14 protein-coding genes are annotated in these 18,979 nt (G+C 47.3%); 4 read left to right on the top strand and 10 right to left on the bottom strand.

Features of this window, described 5'->3' with window-relative positions; all coding sequences use genetic code 11:
• Nucleotides 1-388 precede the first annotated feature (388 nt).
• Nucleotides 389-1,207: a TIM barrel protein gene (locus tag YC6258_RS24005; protein WP_044619131.1), complete on the bottom strand. Its 819-nt coding sequence runs from the start codon at nucleotides 1,205-1,207 to the stop codon at nucleotides 389-391.
• Between the two features lie 740 nt (nucleotides 1,208-1,947).
• Between YC6258_RS24005 and YC6258_RS24000 the strand changes: the two genes are divergently transcribed.
• From YC6258_RS24000 to YC6258_RS23985, 4 genes are all read left to right on the top strand, one after another.
• Nucleotides 1,948-2,889, top strand: a complete 942-nt coding sequence (locus YC6258_RS24000; protein ID WP_044619130.1) for a sugar ABC transporter substrate-binding protein — start codon at nucleotides 1,948-1,950, stop codon at nucleotides 2,887-2,889.
• A 165-nt stretch (nucleotides 2,890-3,054) separates the two neighbouring features.
• Nucleotides 3,055-4,602, top strand: coding sequence for a sugar ABC transporter ATP-binding protein (locus tag YC6258_RS23995; protein ID WP_044619129.1), 1,548 nt, complete (start codon nucleotides 3,055-3,057; stop codon nucleotides 4,600-4,602).
• A gap of 51 nt (nucleotides 4,603-4,653) precedes the next feature.
• Nucleotides 4,654-5,691, top strand: a complete 1,038-nt coding sequence (locus YC6258_RS23990; protein ID WP_044619128.1) for an ABC transporter permease — start codon at nucleotides 4,654-4,656, stop codon at nucleotides 5,689-5,691.
• Nucleotides 5,692-6,186: 495 nt separating this feature from the next.
• The gene (locus YC6258_RS23985) at nucleotides 6,187-7,041 is read left to right on the top strand and encodes a HEPN domain-containing protein (RefSeq protein ID WP_044619127.1); all 855 of its coding nucleotides are present in this window, start codon (nucleotides 6,187-6,189) and stop codon (nucleotides 7,039-7,041) included.
• A gap of 222 nt (nucleotides 7,042-7,263) precedes the next feature.
• On the opposite strand, the gene YC6258_RS23980 is transcribed toward YC6258_RS23985, so the two are convergent.
• From YC6258_RS23980 to YC6258_RS23940, 9 genes are all read right to left on the bottom strand, one after another.
• Nucleotides 7,264-8,142, bottom strand: coding sequence for a MurR/RpiR family transcriptional regulator (locus tag YC6258_RS23980; protein ID WP_044619126.1), 879 nt, complete (start codon nucleotides 8,140-8,142; stop codon nucleotides 7,264-7,266).
• 389 nt (nucleotides 8,143-8,531) lie between these two features.
• Nucleotides 8,532-9,191, bottom strand: a complete 660-nt coding sequence (locus YC6258_RS23975) for a 3'-5' exonuclease (protein ID WP_052830543.1) — start codon at nucleotides 9,189-9,191, stop codon at nucleotides 8,532-8,534.
• Entirely contained in the window at nucleotides 9,191-11,068 is a 1,878-nt protein-coding gene (locus YC6258_RS23970) for a putative nucleotidyltransferase substrate binding domain-containing protein (RefSeq protein WP_044619125.1), read from the bottom strand. Before YC6258_RS23970 ends, YC6258_RS23975 begins: the two co-directional genes overlap by 1 nt.
• A gap of 18 nt (nucleotides 11,069-11,086) precedes the next feature.
• Nucleotides 11,087-11,599, bottom strand: a complete 513-nt coding sequence (locus YC6258_RS23965) for a hypothetical protein (RefSeq protein ID WP_044619124.1) — start codon at nucleotides 11,597-11,599, stop codon at nucleotides 11,087-11,089.
• 65 nt (nucleotides 11,600-11,664) lie between these two features.
• The gene (locus tag YC6258_RS23960; RefSeq protein WP_044619123.1) at nucleotides 11,665-13,395 is read right to left on the bottom strand and encodes a sodium:solute symporter family protein; all 1,731 of its coding nucleotides are present in this window, start codon (nucleotides 13,393-13,395) and stop codon (nucleotides 11,665-11,667) included.
• Between the two features lie 12 nt (nucleotides 13,396-13,407).
• Entirely contained in the window at nucleotides 13,408-13,680 is a 273-nt protein-coding gene (locus tag YC6258_RS23955; protein ID WP_044619122.1) for a DUF4212 domain-containing protein, read from the bottom strand.
• A 503-nt stretch (nucleotides 13,681-14,183) separates the two neighbouring features.
• Nucleotides 14,184-15,740 carry a SpoVR family protein gene (locus tag YC6258_RS23950; protein ID WP_044619121.1) on the bottom strand — a complete coding sequence of 519 codons (1,557 nt, stop codon included), beginning with the start codon at nucleotides 15,738-15,740 and terminating at the stop codon, nucleotides 14,184-14,186.
• 11 nt (nucleotides 15,741-15,751) lie between these two features.
• Entirely contained in the window at nucleotides 15,752-17,041 is a 1,290-nt protein-coding gene (locus tag YC6258_RS23945; protein WP_044619120.1) for a YeaH/YhbH family protein, read from the bottom strand.
• A 14-nt stretch (nucleotides 17,042-17,055) separates the two neighbouring features.
• Entirely contained in the window at nucleotides 17,056-18,978 is a 1,923-nt protein-coding gene (locus tag YC6258_RS23940; RefSeq protein WP_044619119.1) for a PrkA family serine protein kinase, read from the bottom strand.
• Nucleotide 18,979: the final 1 nt, after the last annotated feature.

The raw sequence follows: 18,979 nt of genomic DNA, 5'->3' as shown, positions 1-18,979 counted from the left end.
TGATGATTCTGCTCTCATTGTCGAAACGCAATTCCATTAACAAAGTGCAGGTTTGGCTGACTTTTGATTTCAAACAATACCGTTATTCTTCAATGCCAGGACACAAGCTTTATTGTGACGGTCACGACTTATCATGCTGAGTTGATGGTCGCGAACGTTCTTAAGATTTCTCATACATTTCAATATTTATCGACGCAGTGACGAATTTCTTCACATCTAAACTGACCGGATTGATCAATTCGTTCCTGTCAGGCAAAAACGACGGTGACCAAATACAATTCCCGCCATGGTGTTAAAAAATCCCATGGCACTTCACTTCTTGCCCTGTAGACCACTGACCACTCCAGACAGCAGAGTCAAGAACGCGCCTGTTCCCGATACTAAGTGCTTACAATTGCGAGGAAATGTAATCCATACTTTTCTTCACCGCCGCGAATGGATCAGGTAAATCCCACACTGCTCTTGAAAATGGTTCAAAGGAGAAATAGCCATTATACCCGTTCGCCAATAGCTGACGGATTTGCCTAATGTTATCAAGGCGATCACCAGGGCCGACGAGTATCCGATGTGCATCCTGCATGACGTCAAAGCTAACGTCCGGGTCTTCTACACCGGAGATGTGTACCAGTCTGGTGATGTTGGCAAACATTTCCTGCTCTCCCCCTCCTCGATGATGAAATGTGTCGTGAACCAGACCAAAGCGGCTCTCCAGACTGAGCGCCTGAATGACATCGGCCGCGGTACGTTTCAGTCTCAGGGAAGAAGCGGGAAATCCAAGCGGTTCAACAAATCCATATAAATGATATTGTCCCAGTACGGCATCCAAAGCTTGAAGAGCGATTCTCAGATTCTCTGACTTTGTCTCTTCAGTGGCCTGGTAGCTGCTCTCATTTAAAGGGCATAACACCAAGCCTTTGGCACCACATGCCTGTGCCAGTTGGGCCAGGTTATCGGCTTGAGTTGCTCGCTCTTCATTCCAGATATTGAACGGGTAAAGGGCATTGATGCTTAAGATCTCAATACCGTTTTCTTTGGCCAAGGCACCAATTTCAGTCGCCTGTTGCAAATCGTTAATACTGTTGGCCTGAATATCGTTACGCAGTTCTATAGCCTTAATGCCAAGTTTTGCAGCTGCAGTAATGAGCTCCCTGGCATCACAGGAAGGGTGAACCATGTGATTGAGTGAGAACTTAATGATATACGACATGGCACATACCTGACGGGTTCTGTCTACTGACTTATGGTCGCGTGTAACCTTACTAACAGCCTGAGTATTGTTGTTGGAGCCAGGACTGTACTATACGGCTGTATTTATAGAGTAGAACACGTGTTTCGGTAAAACAATAATAAGAAATATTTATTTTGTTATGGCGAGAACGATATAACTCCGGTTTATCAAGCCTGTGGTGCAAAGAACGTGAGGATCCCAGGTAATGTTGCAGAAAGTTGTCTCAGATCTATGGTTTTCCAACCAAAGCACGGTGCCAGTCGTTCTGAAAACATGATGCAACATATGTATATGAATATTTGTGTATTAAAGGGAGTAGAAAGCCATATTTTATGGAATTTATGTTCTAAATTGTATTTTTTTAAAAAATAAATTCCAAAACAAGAATTTCAGGGACTATAATGCATACAGTCGTTCGGTCGAGATGCTCTTTGCCACTGTTTTCAGTGTTGACAAGACAGAAAATCGAACGCAATATGAAATGTATATTCTGTAAGCTATGAATATGGAAAATAATTTCTACAATGAACTTTCATAGCTTGATTTAAAGGCTTGCTATATAAACTAGACTGATCGGTGAGCGCTCATTTAGAACGGCATCAATCAGTTAGCTGAAGATAGAGAAGCGAGGGAGTTCAATAGCTCCATGTTGGACTCCTTCCGGTATTAATAAAAATAAGAGAATGCATCCGGGCATTCACCCAGAGGAGTTAAAATAAATGAAAAAAATAGCTTTAGCTGCTTTAGCCACAACTGCAATTGCGACTTCAATGCTGGCGGGTCCCGCTTATGCGAAGGAGTTAAAAATTGGTGTTTCCATGGCGTTATTCGATGACAACTTCCTGACTGTCCTGCGTAAGGGGATGGAGAGCTATGCCAAAGAAACCGGCGTATCTCTGCAAGTGGAAGACGCGAAAAACGAAGTAGGGCAACAACTTAACCAAATACAGAACTTTATTGCTTCTGGTGTCGACGCGATCATCATAAACCCGGTGGATACTGATGCAACGGTGTCAATGAGTGATGACGCCTCTGCCGCAGGTATTCCCCTGATTTATGTAAACCGTCAGCCAATCAATCTTGAAATGCTGCCAGATAACCAAGCCTTTGTGGCTTCCAATGAAGCGGATTCCGGTACTCTTCAAACTAAAGAGGTGTGTCGTCTGCTGGGAGGTAAAGGCAAGGTTGTGGTCATGATGGGAGAACTGTCAAACCAGGCCGCCATTCAACGTACCAAAGACATCCATGATGTTATTGCCACTCCAGAGTGTTCCGGGCTCGAAATTGTCGAAGAGCAGACTGCCGAATGGTCACGTACCAAAGGTAATGACCTGATGACCAACTGGTTATCCGCCGGGCTGAAATTTGATGCGGTCATTTCCAACAATGATGAAATGGCCATTGGTGCCATTCAGGCGCTCAAAGCGGCTGGACGTCCAATGGACAAAGTAGTTGTTGCCGGCATTGATGCAACGGCAGATGCGCTTGCCGCGATGAAAGCCGGTGATCTCGATGTAACCGTGTTCCAGGATGCAGCAGGTCAGGGCAAAGGTGCCATTGATGCTGCAGTTAAACTGGCTGAGGGTAAAGATGTCGACCAAAAGGTCTGGGTACCATTCAAACTGGTTGTACCGTCCAATATGAACGAGTTTATGAATTAAGTTCATATGTACACTCAATCATCTTCACAATAATAGAAGATGATTGAGTATCGGAATAAACAGAAAATAACCCACTATCTTTTTCTTGCTGTCTTTTCGTAAGACACGGCAATTTGCATTGATATTGTTCAATTTTGAGTTTTGCTAACGTGGAGGTGTTGCGTTATGGTCAGCGCATCACGAGTAGAAAGCCAGCCTGTCGATGCGACAGAAACTCAGTCGCACCCTTATAAATATGTACTGGAAGTCATTAACGCCCGCAAAGAATTCCCTGGTGTTGTGGCGCTGGATAATGTTTCTCTACGCATCAGGCCTGGCACTGTACATGCCTTGATGGGAGAAAATGGCGCTGGTAAGTCCACTCTGATGAAAATCATCGCCGGAATCTATCATCCGGACAAAGGTGAAATCCGTCTACGTGGAGAGCCCGTACATCTGGCTACGCCCCTGGCAGCACAGGAAGCAGGCATTGCCATGATTCACCAGGAATTGTTACTGATGGATTATATGACGGTTGCGGAAAATATCTGGATCCGTCGCGAACCAAAAAATTCTATGGGATTGATTGATCACCATGAGATGCGGCGCAAGACAATTGAGTTGCTCTCAGAGCTGAATATCAATATTCATCCCGACGCTGAAATTAAAGACCTGACCGTTGCCAATCGGCAGATGGTCGAAATTGCCAAAGCGGTATCGTTTAATTCCGATGTGCTCATCATGGATGAGCCGACATCCGCTCTGACTGAAAATGAAGTGGAGCACCTGTTTACCATTATCCGTGGCCTGCGTGAACGTGGCATCGGCATCGTATACATCACTCATAAAATGAGTGAGTTGTTTGAAATTGCGGATGAGTTTTCGGTATTTCGTGACGGTCAGTATGTGGCGACACACGCGGCCAGTGATGTTACCCGTGATGACATTATTCGCATGATGGTGGGACGTGATATCACCCAAATGTTTCCAAAAGAGCAAGTGGAAATGGGTGATGTTGTGTTATCGGTTAAAAATCTGACCCTGGATGGCATCTTTTCCGATGTGTCATTTGATGTGCGCGCCGGCGAGATTTTAGGCTTTGCCGGACTCGTTGGCTCAGGGCGTTCCAATGTGGCTGAAGCGTTATTCGGCGTCACTCCTGCCAGCAGTGGTGAGGTTATCATTGATGGCGAGTCGGTAACCATTAAATCCCCCCACGATGCCATCAAACTTGGAATGGCGTTTTTGACTGAGGACCGTAAACAGACTGGCTGCTTTCTGACGTTGGATGTTCAGGAAAACATTCAGTTGCCGGTGTTGCACGAGAACTATGTTAACCATGGTTTTGTTGCCGAGCATGCCGTTGAAGAAGCCAGTCTGGAAATGAGTAAGAAGCTGAGAATTAAAACGCCGACCATGCAGGAATGTATAGAAAACCTGTCTGGCGGCAATCAACAGAAAGTCTTGATTGCCCGGTGGTTACTGACTAATCCGAGAATTCTGATTCTGGATGAACCAACGCGTGGCATTGATGTTGGTGCCAAAGCAGAAATTCATACACTGGTGACTCAACTGGTTCGTAAGGGGGTGGCAGTCATAATGATCTCCTCAGAATTACCGGAAGTGCTGGGTATGAGTGACAGAATAGTGGTTATGCATGAAGGCAGAGTGACAGGAATACTGAACCGCGATGAGGCAGATCAGGTCAGTGTGATGGATTTGGCCGCGAAGTAAATACCATCGAATGCATATGCAGGTGGATTCCGCAAGAATAGAGAGGTAATTATGGTAACGAAATCAGCTACTGCCAGTATGGACACATTGGATCTGGCAGTTAAGAGACGCATTCCACCGGAATTTAACATTTTTCTGGTTTTAATCGGCATCGCCGTGTTTTTTGAAATACTTGGCTGGATTTTTGTCGGCCAGAGCTTCCTGACCAATGTGGCTCGTTTACAGATTATTATTCTGCAGGTATCGGTTATTGGCATTATTGCCATTGGTGTTACCCAGATAATTATTACCGGTGGGATTGACTTGTCCTCGGGCTCTGTTGTCGCTATGAGCGGAATGATTGCAGCAACCTTTGCACAGACTGCCAAATGGCCCAAAGTGATTTATCCGGCATTGACCGATCTACCGTTTATTGTGCCAATCCTGGTGGGCATTGCCGTCGGCGGATTGGCGGGTCTGGTCAGCGGTGTTTTGATTACCAAAACCAAGATTCCACCATTTATTGCAACTCTGGGCATGATGGTGAGTGCCCGAGGTATTGCCAGATGGTATACCGATGGCAGCCCGGTATCCGGCTTTACTGAAAGCTTTGCTGTGCTGGGTAATGGTCTGAGTCGCTGGATGCCAGTGGTAGTGTTTCTATGTGTTGCCGTTATTTTTCATATTGTGATGCGCTATACCCGTTACGGAAAATTCACCTATGCGATAGGCGCTAACGAACAGGCCGCACGTGTGTCCGGTATCAATATTGATATGCACCTGATTAAGATATATGCAATTGCCGGACTGCTTACTGGACTTGCCGCGATGGTTGCTATTGCCCGGATCAAAACCGCTCAGGCAGGTATGGGGTTAATGTATGAACTGGATGCCATTGCGGCATCAGTGATCGGTGGCGTGTCGTTATCGGGCGGCCGTGGCCGGATTATGGGAACCGTGATCGGAGCCTTGATCTTGGGGGTTATGTTGTCCGGTTTCACCTTCCTGCGGATTGATGCGTATTACCAGGACATCATCAAAGGAGTCATCATTGTTGCGGCAGTAGTGGTTGACCAGCGTCGACAAAACAAACGTCGTAAAACGACCTGATTGTTTTTTCGAGCGATAAAAAACTTTAGCCGCGTACAGCGGCTTTTTTACGTCCAGGGAAGGACTCGCAGAATGTGTGTTCCTGACACATTCTTGCATTTCCGCCATCCATGGCGGTCCACAGAATGTATGTTCCTGACACATTCTTGCATTTCCGCCATCCATGGCGGTCATCCCGCGAGCGCATGGATGCGCAGGAGCGGGGTACGTCCAGGGAAGGACTCGCAGAATGTATGTTCCTGACCCTGTCAGCTCATGGGGGCCTAAAACACATCTATGTGCTTTCATCGTCCATCTGTTCCTTCGTCCTGTTGGTTGTATGTGCAAAACCTGGTGACTGTAGGAAATTTGCCATGACATCGGCGTGATTGAGATGGCAATTTCAGCACCCAAAGGCTGGCTGTATTTAAATGGGCAGTTCTGAACAGTGGCATCGGGGTAAGATCAGGGGCTGGAATGAGTTGACCACTGTCGAGAAGTTGCTACGATGCTGGCATGAAAACATCACTCGACCATCTTCCCCTCGACAAACAAGAGCAGCTGCGCCATGCGGTTGACATTATTGTGCAAGCGGTTAAACCCAGTCTGCTGATTCTGTTCGGCAGTTATGCCCGTGGCGACTGGGTAGACCACCTGGAAGAGGACCGGGTGCATTACCGTTATCAAAGTGATATGGATATTCTCGCCATTGCCAAAAACGGAGTACTGGCGCGCAAGATTGAAACCAAGCGTTCATTGAGTAATCGTTTGATGCGGGAGGTTAAAACACCGGTCAGTCTGATTGCTGAAGATATCCACTTTGTAAATGCGCAGCTAAGCAAGGGCCAATATTTCTACGCAGATATCTACCGGGAAGGCATTCTGTTGCATGACAACGGTAAGCTGGAACTGGTAGAGCCCAAAGAACTGACGCTCACGGAGCGGAAAATAGAGGCTCAAAAGCATTTTGATTACTGGTTAAATATTGCGAAAGAAGAACAGAAAGTTTATCAGTTTTCATTTGAAAGTAATTTGCGAAATAGAGCTGCCTTTTCACTGCATCAGATCACTGAGCGGCTTTATTCAATGATTCTGCTGGTCTTTACCCACTATAAACCCAAACTGCATGACCTTAAAAAACTGCGCACCTTTGCAGGCAGTATAGAGCCTGAGTTTTTATCTGTATTTCCAGAGAGTACCCCCTTTGAGCGCACTTGCTTTGAGCTGTTGTGCCAAGCCTATGTGGATTCCCGCTATAGCTCTGCGTATGACATTACGACCGAACAACTGACTTGGCTGGCGGAATGGGTCAACCACCTGCAAACTTTGGCGGAGCGGCATTGCCGCGCCAGGATAGATAGCCTGGGCTGACAATAAAGCTAAGCGAGTGTTTTAATCGAAAGGATTCCATCAGCAGGCGGGTAGGTGGACCGGATAAGTCGGAATAATCGCATCTGACCAAATGGGAACCACTGCCTCAAACTTCGGCTTAAAAAACCAATGGCTTTTTTAATCGTCAGCATAACCACCATCCATGGTCATTGTCTTGAAGGCATCAGTCCAGAACGCAGCTATTAATTTTCAGGAAGTGTTTCAGGCTCCATCCGGCGCGGCGATTGGTTTGCCATCGAGTTTGTTGTTTGCCTGCAGACGATAGGCGAGACCGATCGAGAGGGTTTGCGCCAGGCACAAAGATGAGGTCAATGAACGGAAGCTGCGGACCTGTGCCTCTTTTACTACCAGGCTGACGCTGGCTTGTAATGCCAGTGGGCTTAGCGGGCTGTCCGTAATAACGATCAATGGGCTGCCTTTTTTCATGGCGATCTGGGCGACGTCCAAGGTTTCCTGAGCGTAAGGGGTGAAGCTGATGGCGATGACTGCATCCTTTGCATCAATGGACTGGGCCTGTTCCTTAAACATTCCACCGATACCGTCTACCAGATAAGCATGGTGTTCTATATGCCGTAAGGCATAGGCAAAGTAAGAAGCCACAACAAAGGCACGCCGCACTCCAACGATATGCGTGGACTTGGCATTTTCGAGAATGTCCAGTGCCTTATTCAGACTCTCTTCGTCCATTTCATGTTTCAGGTGATCCAGTGCGATGACATTTGACGTCGTGAATTCCTGTAACAGCTGAAACGGTGATGGGTTATCAGATTGACCGTACTCCTGACGCGCCATGCGAATACGTTCGCTGTAGCTCGGTGCATCATCAATAAGCTTACTGCGAAACAGGCGCTGCATTTCGCTGAATCCCTGAAATCCCAGGGCATTAGCAAAGCGGATCAGTGTTGAGGGGGTTACATTGGCTTTTGTTGCAATAGAGGCGACGGTGTCGAAAGCAACATCTCTGGGATGATCGGTAAGATAACGAGCAACCTGTTGCAATCGTTTGCTGAGATCGTTATAGCGCTCTGCAATCGTTTGTTCCAATTCTTCCAGAGTATTGGGGAGGTTAGTTTGATTCATAGATGCTTCCCGTAAATGATGCTGTGGTCTTTCGCCAGTGCCTGATAATCTTTCTATTTGTTAGCAGGCTATATTTTTGTTCGGAGTTTTAAAAATATTTAGCATGGTTTCTTTTTATGCCTTTGAAACCCGTCGTCAGAAAGTAAACATATATGTGTCTCTTGATATTTGTCCGACCAAAGAGTGCCTTATGGTCAAGCGAATCAACCCGGTTAAGATTGAACACCAGGGCGAGGTTCGCCTGTTTTTCATAAATGGAATAGAAATTTCATTTTACTTGAGGCATTTAGCGGTAGCAATCTTACTTTTGCACAGTACGAGTCATTTTTTAGTTCCTGCGTAAAACGGTCTATGGGGGGTAAAAGTGATGGGATGTGATGCACTCAGTGTCAGGGCAGCCGGATGGTCAGACCGGCATTTTTAAATAAGTAGCCTATGGTAGGCTCTGCTCTGATATGAGCAACCTGTGCAAGGAACAACTCTGCCGTTGCCAATGCATCTGTCAAAGCATTGTGCCCCCCGTATTCCGGCAGATTATAACGTCTGCGGCAGTTGTTCAGCCGGAAGGCATCGTCGCGCACATATTCCTGAATTTTATTTTTCTGGATGCGCTCAAACAACAGAGTATCAAACAGGTTGATCTGTAAGGAAGGTAAGGCTATCTGACGCCAGAGTCTGGTCAGAAAACCTATCTCCACCGGTGCGTGATGTACGATCAGTAAACGTCCCTGAAGAGCCTGATACAAGTATTCGAGTGCGGTTTTGACCGGTATTCCCTGGTCGTTGATATCCTGATCAGTAATCATGTGCAGACCAACGGTATCTTTGGATACCGCACCATGATTGACGAGTAGCAATTGTGCTGTTGAAAGCTTGATGATCCCATCATCAATCGCAACCCAGCCCAGGCTTAACAGGTGATCGGTTGCAACGTTGAGTCCGGTCGTTTCCATGTCCAGCACCAGATACTTCTGATTGTTCCATAGTTCGTGGTGGATAGTATTCAGAGTTCGGTTGAAGAACTGCGAACGCAGACGTGCCATTAGCATCAGGAAGGTAAACCATTGGCAAATCTGATTTTTGCCATGTCCTGAGCGTTGGCAATGGCCTTAAACGTTGCTTTCAGGTGTCGACGCTCCAGCTGGCTCAGATGGGTGGGGTCAAGATAGGCGCTGGTTTTTCCGTGTCGCTGCCAGCTTTCATGCTGGGTTTGCAGGCGGAGCTCTGAAAGAAACATCCAGGCGTCCTGCAGGTTGTGAATGTTTTCCTGTGACATGATTTTTTTGTCGCTCAGATTCTGTAGTCGTTCGATGGTCGAAGTCGAGGTTTCTCCAGCAGCGAGACCATAGATTCTGGCCAGATCATTAATCAGGGCAATGCCATTGTGTTTCAGATCCAATTCATTTTTATGTTCTCCTGTGCTTTCCAGCACCAGATTACGGAAAAAACCCAGAGGAGGTCTGGAGCGAAGAGCATTTTTGGTAAGCGTGGCCAGAAAAATACTGTTTTTTTTGCAATGTTCGAGTGTTTCCGCCACCAGTTGTCTGGCCGGCTCTTCGGGTCCGTATGAAGATCGGATATCAAAAAAAATAGAGGCATTCAACAGTGCTTTCGGTGTGGACTTTTCAATCCAGTAATTAAACTGCCGTTGCCATTGTTGCCGGCTCATCATCCAGGTTGGATTGGTTGCCATGATATTGCCAGGACAATAGGGAAACCCGCAATGATGCAGACCATCGCTGACAAACCGGGCCAATCGATTGAAATAGTGTACTTCCTGTTCGTTGGGCTCACTTTCCAGCATCAAAGCATTGTCCTGATCACTACCAAGGGATTGCTCTCTGCGGGCCAGGGACCCGAATACCAGAAAATTAAAATCCATCGGTGCCTGTCCATATTGCACCATAGCGAGTTTGATCAGCTGCTGTATCAGATTATCGGATATGGTGGCCACTACCCTGCCGATATCCACTGGAGAAATATTAGTGACGACCAGATTGTTGATCAGCGCAGGCAGTCGTTTACAGGTGTTGATCAATGCCGGTACATTGGTTTGCCGGCTAATTTCTGATGCCAGTAGCAGAGGACTGAGTTGCTGGTTACGCAGTAAATCTGTTGAGGTGATCATGCCAACAGGCTTGGCATCATTGCTGATGATAGGTAGATGATGAATATCCCGTTCGCTCATCAACAGTAAGGCTTCCATAATGCTGGCATGCTGGGCGAGATATACTGGTTCATGGGTCATGATGTCGCCAACTGGCGTATCCGCTGGTAATGCATTGGCCAATACTCGTGAACGCAGGTCCCGGTCAGTTAGTATCCCAATCATTTTTTCATTCTCGAGTACCAGAATCGAGCTAACCCGAGCCGCTGTCATTTTTTTTGCTACAGCCTGTACCGAGCTATTAAGGTCGGTGGCAATCAATCCTGAGGACATGAGAGAGTCCACCGAACTGGAAAGATGAATGGCCGGGGTAATAGTTGGGTGAGTCTGGCTTGCAAATAACTTGCGCAGCCGGTTTGCCCGTGTACTGGTGAAATAACTCAGAAAACTGGGATAGTCGTCAGCGATCGTTTGGAATGTTTTCCTGTCCAGACGATAGACCAGACTGTCTTCCAGGGCGATAACGGTAAAGCCTTCGGGGTTGTTTTCCAGAATGCTGGAGATGCCGAAGCACTCGCCATCGGCCAAACGGTCAACCAGAAGACCTTCCTGACTGCGGATTTCAAACGCACCCCGGCGAATGATGTGGAGAACAGGCCTGCTTTCAGGTGTCTGGATGGCAGTGGATTGCTCCACTTTAATGTATTGGACTTCAAGACCGGAAGCGATTCGCTTCAGTGCATTGCCGTCCAGAAACTGGAACGGCGGTGTTTTTTGTAAAAAACTGATGACTTCAGTAATTTCAATAGTTGCACTCATGTCCGGTCTCCAGTGCGTTTACTTGGAAGACGCTGTTTCCATAAAAGGAGTAATGAATTCCGGAAAAATAGCTGAGGTTTCGACAAAATACAATGAACCACCTGCAGAAACAGCCACTCGCAGTACGTCATTATTCTTGTCAAATGGCGGTACTTCAAGGCTCCAGGTTTGCATCGCTGCTTTAGTTTGGGTTTCCTTGACCGGAGACATATTGACTGGAACCGTTTGCTCTGCCTCTGATGGGCCGATGACCAGTGCAGCGGCTTCCAGCGCAATGTTGGAATCGAGAGTGAACAGCCAGCTGCCAGTATCCTGCTTGTCAGCACGAATGACGATTTCGATGTCGCCGTTTTTCAATGTACATTTTCCACTCTCATGGCGACAATCCGATTTGGGTGCCAGTTTATAACTCTGACCGGCAACGGCAGCCTGAGGTTTTTCTCCGACCGCCAGGTCGGTGGCGAAGTAAGCAATAATTGCCAGAAACGGGGCAATGAGCAGTGCGGCTGTAATGTGTTTGTTTTTAAACATAAGGTCTGCATCTGGGTTGGAAATTGGGAGCAGGTGTTAAACACCTGCTCCAGTCAGTCCATCGGTTAATGGTTAGAAGCTGAACCTACACCACTGGGAACGCGGATATCTTCAACAATGTGTTGAATGTGTTCCGGTGGCGCAGCGGTCACTTTCGATACCGCAAATGCGATTGCAAAGTTTACGATTGCGCCAACGGCTCCAAACGCATTGGGTTCGATGCCAAAGAACCAGTTGGGTTTCATGCTGCCTAAGAATTCCGTGCCCGGAATAAACATGATGCCCTTGTGCTGGAAGACGTAGAACAGTGTGATACCAATGCCGCCTACCATGCCCCAGACAGCTCCTTCTTTGTTAATTTTCTTCGAAAAGATACCCATCATAACTGCCGGGAAAATTGATGAGGCTGCCAGACCAAACGCCAGGGCCACCGTTCCGGCAGCAAATCCTGGCGGATTCAGACCGAGATAACCTGCGGCCATAATGGCAAAAGCCATGGTTATCCGACTGGCCATTAGTTCGCCTTTTTCAGAGATGTCCGGTCTGAATACGCCTTTTAACAAGTCATGAGAAATGGCTGAGGAAATGGCCAGTAACAGGCCCGCTGCTGTGGACAATGCTGCTGCCAGTCCACCGGCGGCAACCAACGCAATCACCCAATTTGGCAGCCCGGCAATTTCCGGATTGGCTAGTACCATGATGTCGTTATCGATTTTGACCAGTTCGTTTTCGTCCTTGTTGGCACTGTAGTGAATACGGCCATCACCATTTTTATCTTCAACCGCCAGTAATCCGGTTTTTTCCCAGGTACTGAACCAGGAAGGCCGTTCATCATACTTCATGTATTCACCTGGGGCTGGTTCCAGAGTATTCATGAGGTTGTAACGGGCCATTGCTGCAACGGCTGGTGCAGTAGTATAGAGAATGGCGATAAACACCAGAGCCCAACCCGCTGATTTCCGTGCATCACTGACCTTGGGCACCGTGAAGAAGCGGATGATCACGTGCGGCAGACCCGCAGTACCGATCATCAAGGATAGGGTATAGAAGAAGGTGTTGGTCATGCTCAGACGGAACTGAGTGGTATATTCACTGAAGCCGATGTCCTGGACAATCTGATCAAGTTTATCGAGCAGATAAGTATCCGTGCCGGCCAGTGTTCCTCCAAGGCCGAACTGTGGAATTGGGTTCCCGGTCAGGTGCAGAGAGATAAAAATGGCAGGAATGGTATATGCCAGGATCAACACACAGTATTGAGCGATCTGGGTATAGGTAATGCCTTTCATGCCACCGAGTACCGCATATAGGAAAACAATGCCCATGCCGATGTAGAGCCCCGTGTCATAATCGACTTCGAGGAAGCGGGAGAATGCCACGCCAACCCCTTTCATCTGACCAATGACGTATGTGACGGAGGCCAGGATCAGACAGACCACCGCTACCACCCGGGCAGTATTGGAATAGTACCGGTCACCGATAAACTCAGGTACGGTAAACTTGCCATACTTGCGCAAATACGGTGCCAGCAACATGGCCAACAGTACATAACCACCTGTCCATCCCATGAGAAAGACGGTTCCGCCATAGCCAAAGAATGCGATCAGACCAGCCATGGATATGAACGATGCCGCAGACATCCAGTCGGCAGCGGTCGCCATACCGTTGGCAACAGGATGAATCCCCCCACCGGCTACATAGAATTCACTGGTTGAGCCCGCCCGTGCCCAGAATGCTATGCCGATGTACAGTGCGAAAGAGAGACCAACAACGATGTAGGTTAAGGTTTGTAAATCCATTGCGTGTCTCCCTTACTCGTCTTCGTGCAGATTGTATTTTCGGTCCAGGGCTTCCATCTTCCTGGTGTACACGAAAATCAAAACGACGAAGCAATAAATTGAACCCTGCTGTGCAAACCAGAAGCCCAGTTTATAGCCGAAGATTTTTATTTGATTGAGAACATCCACGAGCAGGATGCCAAACCCGAATGACACGACGAACCAGATAACCAGTAGCGTCATGATCAATCGGATATTTTCTTTCCAGTATGCCGCCTTGGCACTGGAATTATTATCGAGATTCATAGAGGTGCCTCCATTGTATTATTGTTATTGGGCTGTGTTGTACAGCCTTATATCGTTAGGCAGCTTTAAGTTAGCAGTGCACTGTCAGAAATGCGTTTAGACTTTGGTCGGGGGTGCGCGAAGAAGATCAGTGTTGTGACAGGATCGTCCATGACTGAAAAGTTATTAATCCGGCAAGTATTGATGTTGGGTTAACAGAGTGATGCAGAGATGTACCAGGGTGTCGGACCACACCATTGGCCATAGCGAATGCGGGTTAATAAAGGGGCGAGAATGACCCGCTTTGCGAATGCTATGTTAAATTCGCTTTAACCGGCTACAGCTTATGCTTATGGCCTTGCTCCGGCTTCCCTGTTGGCATTATTCAAAGGCTCCTTGGTATGTTCGAATAGAAGTAAATTCTGAAATATTGTACTAATCATCCGGGACGATTTTCAGAAAATCAGGCAGGCTAAGAGTGAGACCAGGGTGTAAGCCTTGGCCTCTCCGTAAAAAAGCGAATGCTAAACATATTTCAACAGATCGCTGTCTTCCCGCTCTTTGTCATCACCTTTTTTGGGAGGCATGTGAAAGCTTTGTTTGATTTCATCGTTGTCAACAGAGTTCAGGTGCACATCAAACCCCCACAATCGATGTAAATGCTTCATTACTTCCGTCGTTGAATTCTGATCCAGAGGGATGTTGTTGTGACGGATATGCTGCAAGGTAATGGAACGGTCACCACGGAGGTCAACCTCATATACCTGAATATTCGGTTCCCGCACACTTAGGTTATATTGCTCGGAAAGTTGATGGCGAATAGCCTGATAACCGTTTTCGTTGTGAATGGCCAGCACTTCGTACTCAGCGATATTTTCGTCATCCAGAATGGAAAACAAGTGCAGATCGCGAATGACTTTGGGTGACAAGAACTGCTGGATAAAGCTTTCGTCTTTGAAATTTTCCATGGCAAAGTGCAGCGTTCCCAGCCAGTCATCATTGCCGGCGATGTCAGGAAACCATTGTCGGTCTTCCTCTGTCGGGTGCTGACAGATTCGCCTGATATCGGTAAACATGGCAAAGCCAAGTGCATATGGATTGATACCACTGTAATACGGCGCATCGAACGAAGGTTGATAAATCACGCTCGAATGTGAGGTCAGAAACTCCATGATGAACCCTTCTGTCACTAGTCCCCGGTCATACATTTCGTTGAGGATAGTGTAATGCCAGAATGTTGCCCAGCCTTCATTCATGACCTGGGTCTGTCGTTGTGGATAGAAATATTGTGCGATTTTACGCACTATTCTGACCAGTTCCCGTTGCCAGGTTTCCAGCAATGGTGCATTTTTTTCAATGAAGTACAGGAGGTTTTCCTGTGGTTCCTCGGGAAAGTGAGATTTATGTTTGAGATCCCCTTTTTCTGCGTTAGCGGGGATAGTACGCCACAGCAGATTTACCTGCCGTTGCAGGTACTCCTCGCGTTCATTCTGTCGTTCCCGTTCCTCGGTTGCGGAGATTGGTACTGGCCGCTTATAGCGATCAACTCCGTAGTTTTGCAAAGCATGGCAACTATCCAGAATCTTCTCGACTTCCGCGATACCATAGCGTTCTTCACACTTTTGCACGAAGTTCTTGGCAAATACCAGATAGTCGATGATGGCATCAGCATCGGTCCAGGTTTTAAACAGATAGTTGTTCTTGAAGAATGAGTTATGACCATAACAGGCATGCGCAATGACCAGCGCCTGCATAGTCATGGTATTTTCTTCCATCAGATAGGCGATACACGGGTTGGAGTTGATGACGATCTCATAAGCCAGCCCCATGCGTCCGCGCTGGTAGTTCTGCTGCGTCTGTAGAAATTGCTTGCCGAAGCTCCAATGATGATAACCCACCGGCATGCCAACGGATGAGTAAGCATCCATCATTTGTTCGGAGCTGATGATTTCGATCTGGTTGGGATAGGTATCAAGTTTGAATTCCGCCGCAATTTTGGCGATCTGGCGGTCATATTCCTGCACTAACTCAAAAGTCCAGTCCGATCCCGTAGATAAGGGTTTGCTCGCGCGTTTACTCATGCTCACCTCGCTTAAGCGGCTTCCCGGCGTTGGAACAGTTTTCTGAAAACAGGATAAATCTCGCCTGCTTCAACAATTTGTTCCATTGAGAACTGATCCGGGAAATCACCGTAAATGCTTTCGTACTCATACCACAGGGCCTGATGATCCCGCGGGGTGATTTCGATGTAGGAGTAGTACTGAACCAATGGCATGATGGCTTCTGTCAGAATTTTTCTGCATACCGGCGAATCATCATTCCAGTTATCACCATCCGATGCCTGAGCCACATAAATATTCCAGGCTGAAGGTGGGTAGCGGTGCTTGATGATTTCGTCTGTCAGCTTAAGAGCGCTGCTGACAATGGTGCCGCCGGTTTCGCGGGAGTAGAAAAACTCTTCCTCATCCACTTCCTTGGCACTGGTATGGTGGCGGATAAACACCACTTCGATTTTTTCGTAGTTGCGTCGCAAAAACATATAGAGCAATAGAAAAAAACGTTTGGCAATATCCTTGGTGGATTGGGTCATGGATCCTGAAACATCCATCAGGCAGAACATCACCGCAGCATTGGTGGGTATTGGCTGTTTTTCATGACGGTTGAACCGCAGGTCGAAGTCATCAATAAAGGGAATACCGGCCATTTTTCGCTTGATGCGTTCGATCTGATCTTTAATTTCCTCGATACGGGGCTCATCGTCGGCCAGTGGGCCCTTGGCTTCCAGTGACTCCAGTTCGGCCGTCAGTTCTTTGATTCGGCGTCGGCTGGACCCGGTCATGGCAATTCTGCGGGCATGCGCATTGCGCAAACTACGCACAATATTCATTTTTGCCGGAGTACCCTGAGTGGAGTAGCCCGCGCGACGATAGGTGAACTCCTCCATGTCACGCAGTTCTTTTTGTACCATGTTTGGCAGGGCAAGATCCTCAAACAGAAACTCCAGAAACTCGTCCTGGGAGATATTAAAGGTAAACTCATCCATGCCTTCACCGCTGTCTGATGCACCCTGTCCGGCACCGTTTCCCCCGGCACCGCCACCTTGGGGTTTGCGCAACCGGTCTCCCTGACTGAACTCCTTGTTGCCAGGATTGACAAAGGTTCGCCGGCCGCCCTGGCCGTGGGAAAAGTGTGGTTCCTGAATATCCCGGGATGGAATAGTGATCGATTCACCCTTCTCCATATCGGTGATTGAGCGACGATTGACCGCTTCATTAACCGCTTTCTTGATGTGTTTCTTGTAACGTTCAAGAAAGCGGCGCCGGTTCACCGCACTTTTGTTTTTACCATTCAGTCTCCGGTCGATCACATAACTGTTTTGCATACAAGCTCCGTCGTCTATTGAGACTTTCTGACTCTCAGATACCATTCGGACAGCAATCGCACTTGTTTTTCAGTATAGCCGCGTTTGACCATGCGATTGACGAAGTCTTCATGTTTTCTTTTGTCCTCAGTGGACGATTTCGGATTGAAGGAAATAACAGGCAGTAGATCTTCGGTGTTGGAAAACATTTTTTTCTCGATGACTGCGCGCAGTTTCTCGTAGCTTTGCCATTCCGGATTCTTGCCATTGTTGTTGGCTCTGGCCCGCAGAACGAAGTTTACGATCTCGTTGCGGAAATCTTTCGGGTTGGAGATGCCAGCCGGTTTTTCGATTTTTTCCAGCTCGTCATTCAGTGCGCTACGATCGAGTATTTCACCGGTATCCGGATCCCGATATTCCTGGTCCTGTATCCAGAAGTCAGCATAGGTGACATAACGGTCAAAAATGTTTTGCCCGTATTCTGCATAACTTTCGAGGTAAGCGGTTTGAATTTCCTTGCCGATAAATTCGATATAACGCGGTGCCAGATATTCCTTCAGATGTGACAGGTACAGATCGTGAGTTTCCTGTGGGAATTGTGCCTGTTCAATCTGATCCTCCAACACATAGAGCAGGTGTACCGGGTTGGCGGCCACTTCAGTTGGATCGAAGTTAAAAACCTTTGACAGAATCTTGAATGCAAACCGGGTGGATAAACCATTCATACCTTCGTCGACACCGGCAGCATCTTTGTATTCCTGATGAGACTTCGCTTTAGGATCAGTATCCTTGAGATTCTCACCGTCATAGACCCGCATCTTGGAATAGATATTGGAATTTTCAGGTTCTTTGAGTCGACTCAGAACACTGAACTGAGCCAACATTTTTAGCGTATCCGGAGCACAGGGGGATTCTCTCAGGGAGCTGTGTTCCAACAGCTTCTCGTAAATATTGATTTCTTCGCTGACGCGGGTGCAATAAGGCACTTTGACGATGTAAACCCGATCCAGAAAAGCTTCATTGTTTTTGTTATTGCGAAAAGTCTGCCACTCTGACTCGTTAGAGTGTGCCAGTATGGTACCGTTAAACGGAATGGCACTCATGCCTTCAGTCGCATTGTAGTTGCCTTCCTGCGTGGCGGTCAGTAACGGATGGAGCACTTTGATTGGAGCTTTAAACATCTCCACAAATTCCATCAGCCCCTGGTTGGCCTTACACAAGCCACCGGAAAACGAATAGGCATCAGGATCATTTTGAGCGTATTCCTCCAATCGACGGATATCCACTTTCCCGACCAGTGAAGAAATATCCTGATTGTTTTCATCGCCAGGTTCAGTTTTGGAGATGGCAATCTGATCAATGATGGAAGGAAACAGTTTGATCACCCGGAACTTGCTGATATCGCCGCCAAAATCATGTAATCGCTTGATTGCCCAGGGTGACATGATGGTTTTCAGGTAACGGTTGGGGATGCCGTATTTTTCTTCGAGAATGTCTTTATCTTCATCGTAGTCAAACAGTCCCAGCGGTGTCTCGTATACCGGAGAACCTTTGATAGCATAGAAAGGAATTTTTTCCATCAATGCTTTCAGTTTTTCTGCCAGAGAGGATTTGCCACCACCGACCGGTCCAAGCAGATATAAAATCTGTTTACGTTCTTCCAACCCCTGAGCAGCGTGTTTGAAGTAACTGACGATATGTTCGATAGGTTCTTCCATACCATGAAATTCTTCGAAGGCGGGGTAACGTTTGATGATTTTGTTTGAGAAGATCCGACTCAGTCGGGAGTCGCGTGAAGTGTCTATAAATTCGGGATCACCGATGGCTTTCAACATCCGCTCTGGAGCGGTTGCATAGGCCATTGGATCAGATTTACAAAGCTCAAGATACTCTTCGAGCGAATACTCCTCCTGATTCCGGGATGTATAACGTTCTTTGTAGTTACTAAAAATATCCATG

The sequence above is a fragment of the Gynuella sunshinyii YC6258 genome (genome assembly GCF_000940805.1).
In the GTDB taxonomy this organism is placed as follows: domain Bacteria; phylum Pseudomonadota; class Gammaproteobacteria; order Pseudomonadales; family Natronospirillaceae; genus Gynuella; species Gynuella sunshinyii.
Note: the sequence above shows the minus strand (reverse complement) of the source record. Positions and strands in the feature narration are given on the sequence as shown.